At 38.9% G+C, this 16,885-nt stretch carries 23 protein-coding genes; 21 read left to right on the top strand and 2 right to left on the bottom strand.

Annotation, left to right across the window (positions count from 1 at the left end):
• Nucleotides 1-303: 303 nt before the first annotated feature.
• Nucleotides 304-1,827 (bottom strand): SusD/RagB family nutrient-binding outer membrane lipoprotein, encoded by a 1,524-nt coding sequence (locus P0077_RS04425; protein ID WP_276167934.1) that lies wholly within the window; start codon nt 1,825-1,827, stop codon nt 304-306.
• Between the two features lie 11 nt (nt 1,828-1,838).
• Nucleotides 1,839-5,057: a SusC/RagA family TonB-linked outer membrane protein gene (locus P0077_RS04420; protein ID WP_276167933.1), complete on the bottom strand. Its 3,219-nt coding sequence runs from the start codon at nt 5,055-5,057 to the stop codon at nt 1,839-1,841.
• A 607-nt stretch (nt 5,058-5,664) separates the two neighbouring features.
• On the opposite strand from P0077_RS04420, the gene rpsL reads away from it, so the two are divergent.
• From rpsL to rplR, 21 genes are all read left to right on the top strand, one after another.
• Complete coding sequence (gene rpsL, locus P0077_RS04415) at nt 5,665-6,039, top strand: 30S ribosomal protein S12 (protein ID WP_010519393.1); 375 nt, start codon at nt 5,665-5,667, stop codon at nt 6,037-6,039.
• A 71-nt stretch (nt 6,040-6,110) separates the two neighbouring features.
• Complete coding sequence (gene rpsG / locus P0077_RS04410) at nt 6,111-6,587, top strand: 30S ribosomal protein S7 (protein WP_013993855.1); 477 nt, start codon at nt 6,111-6,113, stop codon at nt 6,585-6,587.
• A gap of 6 nt (nt 6,588-6,593) precedes the next feature.
• The gene (fusA, locus tag P0077_RS04405; RefSeq protein WP_276167932.1) at nt 6,594-8,729 is read left to right on the top strand and encodes an elongation factor G; all 2,136 of its coding nucleotides are present in this window, start codon (nt 6,594-6,596) and stop codon (nt 8,727-8,729) included.
• 11 nt (nt 8,730-8,740) lie between these two features.
• Nucleotides 8,741-9,046, top strand: coding sequence for a 30S ribosomal protein S10 (gene rpsJ, locus P0077_RS04400; RefSeq protein ID WP_007094989.1), 306 nt, complete (start codon nt 8,741-8,743; stop codon nt 9,044-9,046).
• Between the two features lie 185 nt (nt 9,047-9,231).
• On the top strand, nt 9,232-9,849 hold the full coding sequence (gene rplC / locus P0077_RS04395; protein ID WP_276167931.1) for a 50S ribosomal protein L3: 618 nt from the start codon (nt 9,232-9,234) through the stop codon (nt 9,847-9,849).
• Nucleotides 9,849-10,478, top strand: coding sequence for a 50S ribosomal protein L4 (rplD, locus tag P0077_RS04390; protein ID WP_276167930.1), 630 nt, complete (start codon nt 9,849-9,851; stop codon nt 10,476-10,478). Before rplC ends, rplD begins: the two co-directional genes overlap by 1 nt.
• A gap of 6 nt (nt 10,479-10,484) precedes the next feature.
• Nucleotides 10,485-10,775 carry a 50S ribosomal protein L23 gene (gene rplW, locus P0077_RS04385; RefSeq protein ID WP_194524650.1) on the top strand — a complete coding sequence of 97 codons (291 nt, stop codon included), beginning with the start codon at nt 10,485-10,487 and terminating at the stop codon, nt 10,773-10,775.
• Between the two features lie 9 nt (nt 10,776-10,784).
• Nucleotides 10,785-11,609 (top strand): 50S ribosomal protein L2, encoded by an 825-nt coding sequence (gene rplB / locus P0077_RS04380; protein WP_276167929.1) that lies wholly within the window; start codon nt 10,785-10,787, stop codon nt 11,607-11,609.
• Between the two features lie 13 nt (nt 11,610-11,622).
• A complete protein-coding gene (gene rpsS, locus P0077_RS04375) occupies nt 11,623-11,901 on the top strand; it encodes a 30S ribosomal protein S19 (RefSeq protein WP_013993861.1) in 279 nt (92 codons plus the stop codon).
• A gap of 3 nt (nt 11,902-11,904) precedes the next feature.
• On the top strand, nt 11,905-12,312 hold the full coding sequence (gene rplV, locus P0077_RS04370; protein WP_276167928.1) for a 50S ribosomal protein L22: 408 nt from the start codon (nt 11,905-11,907) through the stop codon (nt 12,310-12,312).
• A gap of 1 nt (nt 12,313) precedes the next feature.
• Entirely contained in the window at nt 12,314-13,036 is a 723-nt protein-coding gene (rpsC, locus tag P0077_RS04365; protein WP_038238165.1) for a 30S ribosomal protein S3, read from the top strand.
• A 19-nt stretch (nt 13,037-13,055) separates the two neighbouring features.
• Complete coding sequence (gene rplP, locus P0077_RS04360) at nt 13,056-13,487, top strand: 50S ribosomal protein L16 (protein WP_194524647.1); 432 nt, start codon at nt 13,056-13,058, stop codon at nt 13,485-13,487.
• An 8-nt stretch (nt 13,488-13,495) separates the two neighbouring features.
• The gene (gene rpmC, locus P0077_RS04355) at nt 13,496-13,687 is read left to right on the top strand and encodes a 50S ribosomal protein L29 (RefSeq protein ID WP_194524646.1); all 192 of its coding nucleotides are present in this window, start codon (nt 13,496-13,498) and stop codon (nt 13,685-13,687) included.
• 13 nt (nt 13,688-13,700) lie between these two features.
• Nucleotides 13,701-13,961 carry a 30S ribosomal protein S17 gene (gene rpsQ, locus P0077_RS04350; RefSeq protein ID WP_194524645.1) on the top strand — a complete coding sequence of 87 codons (261 nt, stop codon included), beginning with the start codon at nt 13,701-13,703 and terminating at the stop codon, nt 13,959-13,961.
• 1 nt (nt 13,962) lies between these two features.
• Nucleotides 13,963-14,331 carry a 50S ribosomal protein L14 gene (gene rplN, locus P0077_RS04345; RefSeq protein WP_013993867.1) on the top strand — a complete coding sequence of 123 codons (369 nt, stop codon included), beginning with the start codon at nt 13,963-13,965 and terminating at the stop codon, nt 14,329-14,331.
• Between the two features lie 13 nt (nt 14,332-14,344).
• Nucleotides 14,345-14,659, top strand: coding sequence for a 50S ribosomal protein L24 (rplX, locus tag P0077_RS04340; RefSeq protein WP_226967931.1), 315 nt, complete (start codon nt 14,345-14,347; stop codon nt 14,657-14,659).
• 3 nt (nt 14,660-14,662) lie between these two features.
• A complete protein-coding gene (gene rplE, locus P0077_RS04335; RefSeq protein WP_276167927.1) occupies nt 14,663-15,214 on the top strand; it encodes a 50S ribosomal protein L5 in 552 nt (183 codons plus the stop codon).
• Between the two features lies 1 nt (nt 15,215).
• A complete protein-coding gene (gene rpsN / locus P0077_RS04330) occupies nt 15,216-15,485 on the top strand; it encodes a 30S ribosomal protein S14 (protein WP_179242380.1) in 270 nt (89 codons plus the stop codon).
• 66 nt (nt 15,486-15,551) lie between these two features.
• Nucleotides 15,552-15,950, top strand: coding sequence for a 30S ribosomal protein S8 (gene rpsH / locus P0077_RS04325; RefSeq protein WP_194524643.1), 399 nt, complete (start codon nt 15,552-15,554; stop codon nt 15,948-15,950).
• Between the two features lie 18 nt (nt 15,951-15,968).
• Nucleotides 15,969-16,511 (top strand): 50S ribosomal protein L6, encoded by a 543-nt coding sequence (gene rplF / locus P0077_RS04320; protein ID WP_194524642.1) that lies wholly within the window; start codon nt 15,969-15,971, stop codon nt 16,509-16,511.
• A 9-nt stretch (nt 16,512-16,520) separates the two neighbouring features.
• A complete protein-coding gene (gene rplR, locus P0077_RS04315; protein ID WP_276167926.1) occupies nt 16,521-16,877 on the top strand; it encodes a 50S ribosomal protein L18 in 357 nt (118 codons plus the stop codon).
• The last annotated feature ends 8 nt before the right edge of the window (nt 16,878-16,885 follow it).

The following is a 16,885-nucleotide window of genomic DNA, read 5'->3' as shown; positions in this document are numbered from 1 at the left end:
ATTCAAAATTAATTTAGTAGTGCACATAAATAGGACTAGTTGACCTGTAATTTGCAATGGTCCCTTTTTAACAGTGATGAGGTTAGTCGGCCAGTTCGCATTGTGCATGCAGTAGGGTTTGGCTATTGCCTAGTAGAAGCTGGTATAAAGGGAGTAGTTGGTTTTGGTGTAGTAGGAAGTTTTGGTGTCGTGGATAAAATAATGTATTGGCACGAAGAAATTAAAATTTATAAAACCACAAAAAAGCTCGGCCAGAATATCTGGCCGAGCTTAATTTGGAATAAACGTTTATTATAGACGATGTTAGTCCACGTCCCAGAAAATTTTGGAAGTCATGGCATCACCATCACTTAAGCTACTTCTTGCAGCATCCCAATTAGTCCTGTTAAGTAATTGTTCATTTTGTGGGTATGTTACCCTGCTAGGTATGGCATTCAAGCCAGGAACTAGAGTAGTGAAGGTTGCGTCTCCAAAAGTATCACCAGGCACGGTTAATGTATTTGGAAATCCTGTCCTTCGGTATAAATTCCAGGCTTCAAGTCCATCCATGTATAACCCAATATATTGCTGAGTTAAAACAGTTTCTTCGGAAGCTGCAGGTAATGCCCCAACATAGGCTGAAATATCTGCCGCATCAATTCCCCAGTATTCCATAGAAGCAGTAACACCATTTTCATAGTTTGCTTGATTCCATCCGTTAAATTCTGATCTGATGAATTCAATTTCAGCATATGTTAATATAGGCTGAGAGAAATCTGGTTTGAGTATGTCCGAGTGTGGGATACCTTCATTTTCAACAGCACGTAACACCGTATTTCCAAAGCCATATGGAATTCCGTATACTTCATCCGCCACACCTTCTTCAGGGTCCACATATTTGTCAAAGAAAGAATCAATTCTAGGATCTTCCATGCCTGCTCCAGTGAATGGTCCGACTCTATTGTAGAGCAAGTCTGTAAAAGAAAGTGACGGAGTGAAATCACGGCGTGCCTCAACAGTAAAGGCGTTATGCCATGGTCCACCAACTATATCGGTGGTTCCAAACATGAATAACGCATTGTCCTCATTTGAGGTAAACGCGGAGGCATCTGATTCAGCAAAAACTGAGTTTGCTAAAGTTGGATTAACATCTAGTAAGTGAGAAGCCAACCTTAAACGCAGCGAATGGGCAAATTTAATCCATTGCGCATTACTTCCTCCATAAATGTTATCTCCTGATGGCATTGTAGTTCCAGAAGGGTCTAATTTACCAGCTGCATCGGCCAATTCAACTAACATATCTTCATATATGATAGTAGCATCAGTATAACCAGGGCTGGAAACACCATCTTTTAAGCGCAAAGCCTGAAAATCTTGATTTTCCATTTGCCCATAACTCCAATAAGGGACATCACCAAAAGTATCTACTAATTTTGAAAAAGTGTACGCCATTAAAATTCTTGACACCTGAATCTGGTCGCTATTAGTTCCATATTGTAACATTAATGGAGCATTTATAGGGTCTGTGTTCAGGTCAATAACCTCTTTCAAATCAGTTAAGACTCGGTATGGCCATTCCCACATATCATCAACCATAGACGTACGCAGTGCGTATCTACTTTCATCAGAATAAAATTCAGAATTCCAGTACTGGCTAATCTGTAAAGTTCCTCTCCCCGCAACCCATTGGTCGTTTAATTCATATGCCAAATCAAATTGCGCATTACTGAATACTTGTGAAGATGGAGCTGACGTCGGGTTATCCGGGTCATTTATGTAATCGGTATCACAACCGATTGCAAACAGCAAAGTTGAAGCTGCTAATATTGCTAAATTATATTTTTTCATCGTCAATTTTTTTAGAATGATAATTTAAGGTTCATACCATATGATCTAGTAGAGGGTTGTAAACCACCTTCTAAACCTTGAATGTTTCCTGATCCCGTTGATACAGTTTCTGGGTCTATACCGTCATAATCTAATCCCCAAGTATACAGGTTTCTTCCAAATACGCTGATTCTAGCAGAATCAAATATTTTTAAGAAATCATTTTTAAAGGTATATCCTAAGGCAAGTTCACGAAGTTTAAAGAAATCTGAATCAAATACGTTTTGTGCATCTGGAGTTCCGAAACCACCATAGTGCATACCACCATAATCTTGTCCTGAAATATTTGTTGTGTTTTCAGCAGTATCTGTTACTGTATAGTTACCGTTGTCGTCATATGTGATAGTTCCAGTTACACCATCAAGAACAATACCGTCCTCACGAATGTTGTTGGCAACAGTTTCCTCTAGCATACCAGAGTACATACCCCACATGTGTGATGTTGAAAAATACTGACCGCCTTTGCTCATTTCAACTAAAAAAGTCAAATCTAAATTTTTATAGTTAAGACTGTTTCTTATGCCAGCTGTGTAGTCAGGTTGTACTGAACCTAAAGGAACTAAGTCTTGTGTTGCAGCGTACATGCCGGAATCAGCATCAATAACTTTGTTTCCAGCGTCATCATAAATAAAATCACTTCCCAAAATCGTTCCATAAGGCTGACCTACAGTTGCTAATAATTGGACTTGAAAAGGAGCACTTGTTAGGTTGATAGATTCCAATCCTTCCGCAAGAGAAACTAACTCGTTCTCGTTTTTTGCATAGTTAACATCAATTTCCCATGAGAAGTTTTCTGTTCTAATAGGTTTTAAGCCTACTTGAACTTCAACCCCTTTGTTGGTCATCTCACCTGCGTTAATCCATTGAGCGCCATACCCAGTTCCATAGGAAAGGTCAACAGGTATAATTTGATCAATAGTTGAATTGTTGTAGTAAGTTACATCTAGGTTAATTCTATTTTTAAGAAAACTTAATTCAGCTCCTAATTCCCATGTTCTTGTGGTCTCATTTTTAAGATCAGCATTTAACAACGTACTTGGTACTGTTACACGGCCTTCTCCATTAAATGGAGTGTCTAAGGTTAAAGTGCTAATAACTTTGTACGGATCGGCATCATTACCTACTTCGGCCCAGTTGGCACGAAGTTTACCGTAGTTAAACCAACTGGTGTCAGGTAGTACTTCACTAAATACCCAAGCTAAAGAGGCAGAAGGGTAGAAATATGAATTGTTACTATCTGGGAGTGTAGAAGACCAGTCGTTACGAGCTGTTAAATCTATAAATACTTGATTTGCCAAACCAAGGTTTAAGCTACCAAATACACTATTTACTTTCTTAAAGTCTGTGTATGTATCTTGATCCAAAGGTCCTTTTCCATTATTGATATTGAAAATACCAGGTAAAGTTAGGCCACCAGTTGTTTCATTCAGGCGATAGTCTAACTGATAATCCCTTTGATTCACACCTGCAAGAGCCTTTAAATTGAAATAATCAGTTATGTCTTTATTATAGTTAGCTACGAATTCGTAGTTGTACTCTTTAAAGTCATAAGCTCGTTCGGTGTACATTGACTGAGACTGAGAGCCTATCGATATGGTCTCGGTGTTTCTGAAGTTGTATGTGTCACCATAAGCACTTAATTTAACCCCAAAGGCTTCAGTTACTTGGTAGTTGAAACTTGCAGAACCATACACCCTATTACGAGTATCGGTAGGGTTGTTTTCAAATGCTGTCCAATATGGATTATCGGAATACTTAGGAGTCGCATCATTATAAGCAGTTCTGTTCCAAGTTCTCTGACTTCCGTCTTCATTCTTATAATCTTTTAAGATATCATAATCTAGCTGACGTTGACCCCATTGAAAGAATTTTTGGGTTACACTGTTGCCATCGTAGCCTATAACGGGTCTGATTCCATCGGTATGTACATAGTTCATCGTACCTACAAATGTTATTTTATCGGAAAGCTTTTGATTTAAGTTTAACCTTAAAAAATGCTTGTTGATTTCCGTACCAGGTACTGTACCGGTTGATTTCTCATTACCCACAGACATTAAGTAGCTGCCTTTATCTCCACCGCTAGAAATTGTAACATTGTTGTTAGTGGTTATACCAGTGTTAAAGAAGCTCTCAACATCATTGTCCGGAGCAACCCATGGTCTGGTCTGTAAATAATCCTGAGGAAAACTTTCTTGGTCATAACCGTTCCATGGGAGATATTGAATACTTGAATCGTATTTAGGACCCCAACTTTCATCTGTAGCGTATTGTGGTACTAGGTACTCCGTTCCATTGATTTCTTCAACTTGGAACCCATTACGACCGCCGTTTGCGTCAGAAATGATTGAGCCACCACCATATTCTCTTTGTAAATCTGGTAATATTGCTATGTCTGAGAATGTTACAGATGTGTTAACGGATATTCCAAGTTTTTTTCCTGATTTACCTGTTTTTGTGTTTATAAGAACGACACCGTTAGAGGCACGTGAGCCATAAAGCGCTGCAGCAGCACCTTTAAGTACTGTGACGCTTTCAATACTGTTGGGGTCAATATCATTTATGGTACTACCAAAATCGACTCCACCTGCACCTCTCTGAGCGTCAGTGGTGTTAAAGCCTGAGTTGTCCATTGGGATACCGTCAATAACGAATAGCGGTTGGTTTTCCCCGGTTACAGAGTTGGCGCCACGTATTAGAATTCTTTGTGAGCCCCCAAGGTTACCTGAAGGTGAGTTCACTTTAAGCCCGGCAACCTTACCGGATAATGCTGAAATAGCATTGTTGTTTTGAGCGGTGCTCAAATCTTCCGCATCTACCTTAGGTGCTGAATACGATAATGATTTGGCGTCTCTTTCTACACCTAAAGCAGTTACTACCACCTCGTCAAGAGCCTGAGCATCCTCGGACATTTGAAGGTTGATAGTTGTTGAAGCTCCAACAGGACGGGTCTCATTTTTATACCCAATGTAAGAGAATACTAATGTTTGACCTTCACTAGCTGAAATAGCATAGTTTCCGTCAAAATCTGTTTGGGTACCGTTGGTAGTACCTTGAACAACAATGTTAACTCCGGGTAGTGGTAGACCATCTTGGTCGGACACCGTACCGGTAATCGATTTGCTTTGCGCAAATGAAATTTGCACGATTAACGCCAAAAACAGCGTTAACAATCCTTTTTGTTTTGCTCTCATTTTATAATTATTTGAATTAGCTGGCGCCAAAAATCATAAAAGTGCGTTAATAATCCAATTTTTTTTAACTTAAAGTTATGCGTGCATAGGTTTTTGGGTGTTATAAAATGAAGAAATGGTCTAAATTTTTGTTAAAAAAACACATATATCAGGCTCAATGTTAAAAATGGGTTGGTTTTGTAAGGATTTAAGTGAGAATGATACGTGGTTTTTGTTAAAAATTTTAGAATCACTTAAAAATGATTACCATCAGTATTACTTTCTTTTTTTTTAGGATAAAAACTTTTTATATGTAAGGATAAACCTGTTAAAATAATAATTATTAATCGGTTTTGGTATTTGTTTGATTATTTTTGGCGAATTGAGTAATCTTCTTGAATTTTCTTAGACGTGTTTGGTTTTAAGTTTGTTTCTTTTCCTTAATATCTAAAATAGGTCATGTGTTTTAGTGATTTACTATCTACTATCTTTGGGTCATGAATTGGGTGTGATTTTGCTTCAAGCAAAAAATATTAAAAATTAATCCCAAACTATTTGAATTTCTGCGAAATAGTCTTACATTTGCCGACCCTTAAACAAGGGGTTATTTATACATATATAAGTTAGTATGCCAACAATTTCACAATTAGTACGAAAAGGAAGGTCCACGATTACTAAGAAGAGTAAATCGGCGGCTTTGGATTCGTGTCCTCAAAGAAGAGGTGTTTGTACTCGTGTTTATACGACTACACCGAAGAAACCAAATTCAGCTATGAGAAAAGTAGCAAGGGTAAGGTTGACAAACGGTAAGGAAGTGAACGCTTACATTCCCGGAGAAGGACATAACCTCCAAGAGCACTCGATAGTATTAGTAAGGGGCGGAAGGGTAAAAGATTTGCCAGGTGTTAGATATCATATCGTTAGAGGTGCTTTGGATACTGCAGGTGTTGCAGGAAGGACTCAACGTAGGTCTAAGTACGGTGCAAAACGCCCTAAGAAGTAAATGAACAAAGAGTTGAGGTAGCGGTTGAGATGTAGGTTTCAATTTAAGTTAAGACTCTAAACTATTAAGTAATGAGAAAAAGACAGGCAAAGAAAAGACCACTTTTACCAGATCCGAGATTTAACGATCAGTTGGTAACGCGTTTCGTCAATATGATGATGTGGGATGGTAAGAAGTCAATCGCTTTTAGTGTTTTCTATGATGCAATGGATATCGTAGAAGAGAAAAAAACCGATGATGAAAAAACTGCTTTAGAGCTTTGGAAGGATGCTCTTTCCAATGTTATGCCTCATGTTGAGGTTAGAAGTAGAAGAGTTGGTGGGGCTACATTCCAGATTCCAATGCAGATTAGACCGGATCGTAAGATATCTACTGCTATGAAATGGCTTATCAGTTTCGCTAGAAAGCGTAATGAGAAAGGAATGGCCCAAAAATTAGCAGCTGAAGTTCTTGCCGCTTCGAAAGAAGAGGGTGCAGCTGTTAAAAAGAGAGTAGATACGCATAAAATGGCGGAAGCTAATAAAGCTTTTTCACACTTTAGATTCTAATCAGAAATGGCAAGAGATTTAAAATTTACAAGAAACATAGGTATTGCGGCTCATATTGATGCTGGTAAAACAACAACAACAGAGCGTATACTTTTTTATACTGGTGTTAGTCATAAAATAGGTGAGGTGCATGATGGTGCGGCTACTATGGACTGGATGGAGCAGGAGCAAGAGCGTGGTATTACCATTACCTCTGCTGCAACAACTTGTACCTGGAAGTTTCCAATGGAAAATGCAAAAGCGTTGCCTGATACAAAGGATTATCACTTTAATATTATAGATACTCCGGGACACGTTGATTTTACCGTTGAGGTAAACCGTTCTTTGCGTGTGTTGGATGGTTTGGTTTTTCTTTTTAGTGCGGTTGATGGTGTTGAGCCTCAGTCTGAGACTAACTGGAGATTGGCGGACAACTATAAAGTGCCTCGTATAGGTTTTGTTAACAAGATGGACCGTCAGGGTTCTAATTTCTTGAACGTGTGTAAGCAGGTTAAGGAAATGTTGGGCTCTAATGCTGTTCCTATTGTTTTGCCTATTGGTGATGAAGCAGATTTTAGAGGTATTGTTGATCTAGCGAAAAACAGGGCGATTGTTTGGCACGAAGAAGGTTTTGGGTCAACTTTTGACGTTGTTGATATTCCTGAAGAGATGAAGGCGGAAGTTAAGGAGTATAGAGCTGCCTTGATTGAAGCTGTGGCTGAATATGATGAGGAGTTGATGGAAAAATTCTTCGAAGATGAGGATTCTATCACGGAAGAGGAAGTTCATGCTGCTTTAAGAGCTGCTGTAATGGATAGAGCTATCATTCCTATGATATGTGGTTCTTCGTTTAAGAATAAAGGTGTTCAGTTTTTATTGGATGCTGTTTGTAGATATTTGCCTTCACCTATAGATAAAGATGCTATTGTGGGTGTGAACCCAGATACAGGTGAGGAAGAATCTAGAAAACCGAATGTAAAAGAGCCTTTTTCGGCCTTGGCGTTTAAGATTGCTACGGATCCTTTTGTAGGTAGATTGGCTTTCTTTAGAACGTATTCTGGTCGTTTAGATGCAGGTTCTTACATATTGAATAACCGTTCAGGTAAAAAAGAACGTATTTCGCGTATTTATCAGATGCACTCTAATAAGCAGAATGCAATCGATTATATCGAAGCTGGGGATATCGGAGCTGCTGTTGGGTTTAAGGATATTAAAACTGGAGATACAATGTCTGCCGAGAAGCATCCTATTGTATTGGAAAGTATGGATTTTCCTGATCCTGTAATCGGTATAGCTGTTGAGCCTAAGACTAAGGTAGATGTTGATAAGTTAGGTATGGCTTTAGCTAAATTGGCTGAAGAAGATCCTACATTTCAGGTAAAAACAGATGAGGCTTCTGGTCAGACTATTATTTCTGGTATGGGTGAGCTTCACTTGGATATTATTGTAGATCGTTTAAGACGTGAATTCAAAGTTGAGGTAAACCAAGGTGAACCTCAAGTGGAATACAAAGAAGCACTTACGAAGTTGGCTGCTCACAGAGAAACTTATAAAAAGCAATCTGGTGGTCGTGGTAAGTTTGGTGATATTGTATTCGAAATGAGTCCTGCTGATGAGGATTTTGAAGGAGAAGGGTTGCAATTTGTTGATGAAATCAAAGGTGGTCGTATTCCAAAAGAATTTATTCCATCTGTAGAGAAAGGTTTTACTGCAGCAATGCAAAATGGTCCTTTGGCTGGTTTCGAAATGGATTCTATGAAGGTAGTATTGAAAGATGGTTCTTTCCACCCTGTGGATTCAGATGCACTTTCTTTCGAATTAGCTGCTAAAATGGGTTATAAAGCTGCTGGTAAAGCCGCTGGAGCTGTTATTATGGAGCCGATCATGAAGATTGAGGTGTTGACACCTGAAGAAAACATGGGTGATATAGTAGGTGATTTAAACCGTAGAAGAGGAACAATCTCTAGTATGGGAGATAGAGCTGGTGCTAAAGTGATTAAAGGTGAGGTGCCATTATCTGAAATGTTTGGTTATGTTACTTCTTTAAGAACATTATCATCAGGTAGGGCAACTTCTACTATGGAATTCGCACATTATGCAGAAACTCCGTCTAATATTGCAGAACAGGTTATTAAGGCAGCAAAAGGTGTTACAACCGCTTAATTTTTAGAAAGATGAGCCAAAAAATAAGGATAAAACTTAAATCTTACGATCATAACTTGGTAGACAAGTCTGCTGAGAAAATCGTAAAAACGGTAAAAACTACCGGGGCTGTGGTAACGGGTCCAATTCCATTACCAACGCATAAGAAGATATTTACGGTTTTGCGTTCGCCGCACGTAAATAAGAAATCAAGAGAGCAATTTCAACTTAGTTCATATAAAAGACTGTTGGATATTTATAGCTCTTCATCAAAAACTATTGATGCCCTTATGAAGTTAGAACTTCCGAGTGGTGTTGAGGTTGAGATAAAAGTATAGTTATAACCCATTTGTTAAGGGTGGGGGACATGTCCTGAGCTGCGTGCGAGGGAAAAACGGAAAAAACAATCAGGGTTGAATTGTTTTGACCCTGTTTTTTTGTCTTTAAGTGAACGAGTATTTAATTAGTATATATAAACGGAAGGCGGGTTGATTTAATCTGAATTCCATAATCTAAAATCAGTATGTCTGGGTTAATTGGAAAAAAAGTAGGCATGACCAGCATCTTTGACGAGAACGGGAAGAATATTCCTTGTACCGTTATTGAGGCGGGACCATGTGTGGTTACCCAAGTCAGAACCGAAGAAGTTGATGGGTATAAAGCTCTTCAGCTTGGTTTCGATGACAAGGCAGATAAGCGTGCTAATAAGGCCGAAGCAGGTCATTTTAAAAAGGCAGGTACATCTCCTAAGAAAAAAGTCGTTGAGTTTCAAGGTTTTGGTGAGGATTACAAATTGGGAGACACCGTTGGTGTTGATGTATTTGTAGAAGGAGAATTTGTAGATGTTATTGGTACGTCTAAAGGTAAAGGTTTTCAAGGTGTTGTAAAACGCCACGGATTTGGTGGTGTAGGTCAGGCGACTCACGGTCAGCATAACCGTTTGAGAGCTCCTGGTTCCATTGGTGCCGCATCTTATCCTGCTAGAGTTTTTAAAGGAATGAAAATGGCCGGTAGAATGGGTGGCGATAGAGTTACCGTTCAAAACCTTAGAGTGTTAAAGGTTGTTCCGGAGAAGAATCTTTTAGTTGTAAAAGGTGCTGTTCCAGGTCATAAGAACGCTTACGTAACTATCGAGAAGTAATGAAGGTAGCAGTTTTAGATATCAAAGGAAAAGAAACAGGTAGAAAGGCAGACCTTTCTGATGCTGTTTTTGCAATAGAGCCGAACGATCACGCTGTGTATTTGGATGTTAAGCAATATTTAGCTCACCAAAGACAGGGGACGCACAAAGCAAAAGAGCGTGCGGAAATTGCGGGAAGTACTCGTAAGATCAAGAAGCAAAAAGGAACTGGTACAGCGCGTGCCGGTAGTATTAAATCTCCTATTTTTAGAGGTGGTGGTAGAATTTTTGGGCCAAGACCTAAAGATTACGGTCAAAAGTTGAACAAAAACGTAAAACGTTTGGCTCGTAAATCTGCACTTAGTATCAAGTCTAAAGAACAAGCAATTTTAGTTGTAGAAGACTTTAGTTTTGATACGCCAAAGACAAAAGATTTTAAAGGTGTTTTGAAGTCATTAGGGCTTGAGAACAAAAAATCGTTGTTTGTCTTGGGTGATTCAAATAATAGCGTATATTTGTCTTCGCGAAATTTGAAAGGTTCCGAAGTTGTAACTTCCTCAGAAATAAGCACTTATAAAATTCTTAATGCATCAAGTATTGTGGTGTTGGAAGGTGCTTTAGAAGGATTGGAGTCAAATTTAACAAAATAGAAAGCCATGAGTGTGTTGATAAAACCAATAATAACGGAAAAAATGACCGCTGAAAGCGAGTTGTACAATCGTTATGGTTTCGTAGTTGATCCAAGGGCCAACAAGATTCAGATTAAAGATGCTGTAGAGGCAACTTACGGTGTTTCGGTAAAGAAAGTGCGTACCATGAATTATGGTCCGTCTCGTAAAACACGTTTCACCAAGACTGGCGTACAGCATGGTAAGACTAATGCTATTAAAAAAGCAATAGTTGATGTGGTTGAAGGTGATATCATTGATTTTTACAGTAATCTATAAAGACAAGAAATGTCAGTTAGAAAATTAAAACCCATAACCCCCGGGCAGCGTTTTAGAGTAGTAAATGGTTTTGACGCCATTACTACTGATAAGCCGGAGAAGAGTTTGCTCGCTCCGTTAAAAAAATCGGGAGGTAGAAACAGTCAAGGAAAAATGACCATACGCCAAAGAGGTGGTGGACATAAGAGAAGGTATCGTGTTATTGATTTTAAAAGAGATAAGCAGGGAGTTTCTGCTGTTGTAGAATCAATTCAATATGATCCAAACAGAACGGCTTTTATTGCTTTGTTGAAGTATGCTGATGGTGAGAAAAGATACATCATTGCGCAAAACGGATTACAAGTAGGTCAAGAAGTTACTTCTGGAAGTAATGTGGCTCCGGAAATTGGAAATGCATTGCCGATAAGTGAGATACCATTAGGTACTATTATTTCTTGTATAGAATTACGACCTGGTCAAGGAGCTGTTATGGCTAGAAGTGCAGGTACTTTTGCTCAGTTAATGGCAAAAGATGGTAAGTTCGTTACGGTGAAGATGCCTTCAGGTGAAACTAGGTTGATATTGTCTACATGTATGGCTACGATTGGAGCTATATCTAATTCTGATCATCAATTATTGGTATCTGGTAAAGCGGGTAGAAGTAGATGGTTGGGTAGAAGACCTAGAACGAGACCAGTAGCGATGAACCCTGTCGATCACCCAATGGGTGGTGGTGAAGGTAGGGCTTCCGGTGGTCATCCAAGATCAAGAAACGGAATTCCGGCTAAAGGTTATAGAACGCGTACTAGAACCAAGAAGACGAATAAGTATATTCTAGAACGTAGAAAGAAATAAAAAGTAAGAAACAATGGCACGATCGTTAAAAAAAGGACCTTACGTTCATTATAGCTTGGAGAAAAAAATCCAGCAAAGCGCTTCTTCTGGAAAGAAGAGTGTTATAAAAACGTGGTCAAGAGCATCGATGATAACACCTGATTTTGTAGGTCAGACTATAGCTGTGCATAACGGAAGACAGTTTGTTCCTGTTTTCGTTACAGAGAACATGGTAGGTCATAAATTAGGCGAATTTTCTCCAACAAGATCTTTTAGGGGTCATGCGGGAGCCAAGAACAAAGGAAAAAAGTAAGCTATGGGAGTTCGAAAAAAACAGATGGCCGAAAGAATCAAGGCTGAAAAAAAGGAGATAGCGTTCGCTAAGTTGAACAACTGTCCTACATCGCCTAGAAAAATGCGTTTGGTAGCTGACCTTGTTAGAGGTGTAAAAGTGGAAAAAGCTTTAGCTATTTTGCGTTTTAATCCAAAAGAGGCTTCTCGTAAGTTAGAGAAGTTATTGCTTTCTGCCTTGGCAAACTGGCAATCTAAGAATGAGGATGCTAGTGTAGAGGATGCGGATCTTTTTGTGAAGGAAATTCGTGTTGATGGAGGTAGTATGTTGAAAAGATTGCGTCCGGCTCCACAGGGTAGAGCGCATAGAATTAGAAAACGTTCCAACCATGTTACATTGGTTTTGGGGTCTAATAATAATATAGAAAGCTAGAATGGGACAGAAAACAAATCCGATAGGAAATCGTCTAGGAATTATCAGAGGATGGGAATCTAACTGGTACGGTGGAAACGATTATGGAGATAAACTAGCTGAGGACGATAAGATACGTAAGTATATTCATGCGCGTTTGGCGAAAGCTAGCGTTTCTAGAGTAATTATAGAGCGTACCTTAAAGTTGATTACAATTACAGTGACTACTGCAAGACCTGGTATTATTATCGGTAAAGGTGGTCAAGAGGTGGATAAGCTTAAAGAAGAGCTTAAGAAAATCACCAATAAAGAGGTTCAGATCAATATTTACGAGATCAAAAGACCTGAGCTTGATGCTAATTTGGTTGCTGCAAGTGTTGCGCGTCAGATAGAAAGCAGAATTTCTTTTAGAAGAGCTATTAAAATGGCTATTGCCGCGGCAATGAGAATGAATGCAGAAGGTATTAAGATTCAGATTTCAGGTCGTTTAAATGGTGCTGAAATGGCGCGTTCGGAGTCTTATAAAGATGGGCGTATTCCATTGTCTACTTTCCGTGCGGATATCGATTATGCTTTGCATGAGGCACAAACGACATACGGTAAGTTAGGTATTAAGGTTTGGATCATGAAAGGTGAAGTGTACGGCAAGCGTGAGTTGTCTCCATTGGTAGGTATGACTAAAGGTCAATCTTCAAAAGGTGGTGATAAGCGTGAAGGCGGAAGAAAGCAACGTCGTAGAAAGTAATTTTTTAAAGAAGTAAACAATGTTACAACCTAAAAGAACCAAGTTTCGTAAGATGCAAAAAGGCCGCATGAAAGGCAATGCGGGTAGAGGTTTCCAATTATCAAATGGAATGTTCGGCATCAAAACTTTGGATTCAAAATTTATAACGTCACGCCAGATCGAGGCAGCTCGTATCGCGGCTACTAGATATATGAAAAGGCAAGGCCAGTTATGGATCAAAATTTTTCCAGACAAGCCTATTACCAAAAAACCTCTTGAGGTTCGTATGGGTAAAGGTAAAGGTGCTCCTGAGTATTTTGTGGCGGTCGTTAAGCCCGGAAGAGTTTTATTTGAAGTTGCTGGTGTACCTATAGATGTTGCTAAGGAAGCATTAAGGTTGGCAGCGCAAAAGTTACCTGTTAAAACAAAGTTTATTGTTGCACGTGACTACGTTGATCAAGATTTAATCTAAGTTGTACCATGAAAAACAAAGAAATTAAAGAATTGTCCATAGAAGAGCTTAAGCAAAAACTTGCTGAGTTTAAAAAGGAGTCTGCGAATCTTAAAATAGCTCACTTTGTGACGCCATTAGAGAATCCACTTCAAATCAGAAAGACAAGAAGAACGGTAGCTAGATTAGCAACGGAATTAACTAATAGGGAAAACCAATAACTGGTTCGGCTTTATGGAAGAAAAAAGAAACTTAAGGAAAGAAAGGATAGGGGTTGTAACCAGTAACAAAATGGAGAAATCCATTGTTGTGGCCGAGGTAAAGCGAGTAAAGCACCCTATGTACGGTAAGTTCGTTTTAAAGACGAAAAAATATGTTGCACACGACGAAGCAAATGATTGCAACGAAGGTGATACCGTTAAGATAATGGAGACACGCCCGTTAAGTAAGACTAAAACTTGGCGTTTAGTAGAAATCTTAGAAAGAGCTAAATAATATGTTACAGCAAGAATCAAGGTTAAAGGTAGCGGATAATACTGGGGCAAAAGAAGTTTTGACCATACGTGTACTTGGTGGTACCAAGAGAAGATACGCTTCCATCGGAGATAAGATCGTTGTTACGGTTAAAGAAGCTACGCCTAACGGAGGTATCAAAAAAGGTGCGGTTTCTACGGCGGTAGTTGTAAGAACAAAGAAAGAAGTAAGAAGACCAGATGGTTCATATATTCGTTTCGATGACAATGCTTGTGTATTGTTGAATCCAACGGGCGAAATGAGAGGAACCCGTGTTTTCGGTCCGGTTGCCCGCGAATTACGCGATAAGCAATTCATGAAAATTGTTTCATTGGCCCCAGAGGTACTATAATATTAGAGCAAGCATGAAAAAGTTGAAAATTAAAACGGGAGATACAGTACGTATCATTGCTGGAGACCATAAAGGTACTGAAGGCAAGGTGATGACTGTAGACCGTGAGAAGAACAAAGCCATCGTGGAAGGTGCAAATATGGTTTCTAAACATCAGAAACCAAGTGCACAGAACCCACAAGGTGGTATCGTTAAAAAAGAAGCTCCTATCCATATTTCTAATCTTGCGCTTATTGATGCTAAATCAAGCGAGACTACAAGAGTAGGGTACGAGGTTAGAGACGGAAAGAAAGTCCGGTTTTCTAAGAAATCCAATGAAGTAATATAAGTTATGGCTTACGTTTCAAGGTTAAAGAAAGAATATGGTGAGCGTATAGTAGATGCGCTTAAAGAAGAATTTGGTTACAAGAATGTAATGCAAGTGCCAAAGCTTCAGAAGATAGTTGTTAGTAGAGGTGTTGGTGCCGCTGTTGCAGATAAGAAACTTATCGATCACGCAGTTGACGAATTGACTAATATTACTGGTCAGAGAGCTGTAGCTACATTGTCTAAGAAGGATGTTGCTGCATTTAAGTTGCGTAAAGGCATGCCTATTGGTGCTAAAGTTACTTTACGTGGTGAGCGTATGTACGAATTCTTGGATCGTTTGATTACAAGTGCATTGCCACGTGTTCGTGATTTTCAGGGGATTAAGGCTACTGGCTTTGATGGTCGTGGAAATTATAGCCTTGGTGTAACGGAGCAAATTATTTTTCCTGAAATCAATATTGATAAAATCAATAGAATTGACGGAATGGATATTACCTTTGTTACTTCGGCTGAAACGGACAAAGAAGCAAAATCATTGTTAACAGAATTAGGATTACCTTTTAAAAAGAACTAGTATGGCTAAAGAATCGATGAAAGCCCGTGAGCGCAAAAGAGCGAAAACTGTTGCTAAATATGCCGAGAAAAGAAAGGCTTTGAAAGAAGCCGGAGATTACGAAGCATTGCAAAAGTTGCCAAAAAATGCATCACCTGTTCGTATGCACAATCGTTGCAAGTTAACAGGTAGGCCAAAAGGTTACATGAGGACTTTTGGTATCTCTAGGGTTATGTTTAGAGAGATGGCCAATAAAGGTCTTATACCAGGTGTTAAAAAAGCAAGCTGGTAAATTAAATTGATTAACTGGTTTCAGGTTCGTTAAAAAGAGCGAAAACCGTTACCGAATTATATACAGATGGTTACAGATACTATAGCAGATTATCTAACGCGAGTTAGAAATGCCAGCAGAGCTGGTCACAGAGTGGTAGAGATACCTTCTTCAAAAGTGAAGAGAGAGATGACTAAAATATTGTTCGATCAGGGCTATATTTTAAGTTACAAATTCGAGGAGGATAAGGTTCAGGGTTCTATTAAGATTGCCTTGAAATATGACAAGGCTACTAAAGAGCCTGTTATTAAAAAAATTCAGAGAATCAGTAAGCCGGGTCTACGTAAGTATGCAGGTGCTGAAAATCTGCCTAGAGTCTTAAATGGTTTAGGAATAGCTATAGTTTCAACTTCTCACGGAGTAATGACGAGCAAGCAGGCAAAAAATGAAAATGTAGGTGGCGAGGTGCTTTGCTACGTATATTAATAGGATAAATAGTAAGAAATGTCAAGAATTGGTAATAATCCGGTAGCTATTCCTGAAGGAGTTACTGTTGAAGTAAAGGAGAACGAGGTTGTCGTAAAAGGCAAGTTGGGTGAGCTTACTCAAGAGTTTTCTGCCGTCGATATAAAGATAGAAGAGAATCAAGTTTGGGTAACTAGACCTTCAGATTCTAAGGAACATAAAGCAAAGCATGGTCTATACCGTTCTTTGGTGAAGAATATGATCGAAGGTGTTTCTAAAGGATGGACAAAAGAATTGGAACTTGTAGGTGTGGGTTACCGTGCCGCTAATCAAGGTCAGAAATTGGATATCGCTTTAGGATTTTCTCATAATATAGTTATAGATATAGCTCCTGAAGTTAAGGTTGAAACTGTATCTGAGAAAGGAAAGAATCCAATTATAAAATTGACATCTTTCGATAAACAATTGGTCGGTCAAATTGCCGCAAAAATACGAGCTTTCCGTAAGCCTGAGCCTTATAAAGGAAAAGGTGTTAAGTTTGTTGGCGAGCAGTTAAGAAGAAAAGCAGGTAAATCAGCTTAATAGTATATCATGGGATTATCAACAAGCGAAAGAAAACAGAGAATACGGAGAAGAATTAGAAAGGTTTCCAATGGAACAGCGGAAAGACCTAGATTATCCGTTTTTAGAAGCAATAAAGAAATTTATGCTCAGGTTATAGACGATACAAAAGGTGCTACATTGGCATTTGTATCATCTAGAGATAAAGATTTAGCAAAAGAAAAGGGTACTAAGATAGAGATTGCAAGCCTTGTAGGAAAAGCGATCGCTGCAAAGTGCAAAGAAGCAGGTATTAAAAAAGTTGCTTTTGATAGAGGTGGTAACCTTTACCACGGAAGAGTGAAATCTTTGGCTGATGGCGCAAGGGAAGCAGGACTTAATTTTTAAATAAGAGT

It is taken from the genome of Zobellia alginiliquefaciens (assembly GCF_029323795.1).
In the GTDB taxonomy this organism is placed as follows: Bacteria; Bacteroidota; Bacteroidia; order Flavobacteriales; family Flavobacteriaceae; genus Zobellia; species Zobellia alginiliquefaciens.
Note: the sequence above shows the minus strand (reverse complement) of the source record. Positions and strands in the feature narration are given on the sequence as shown.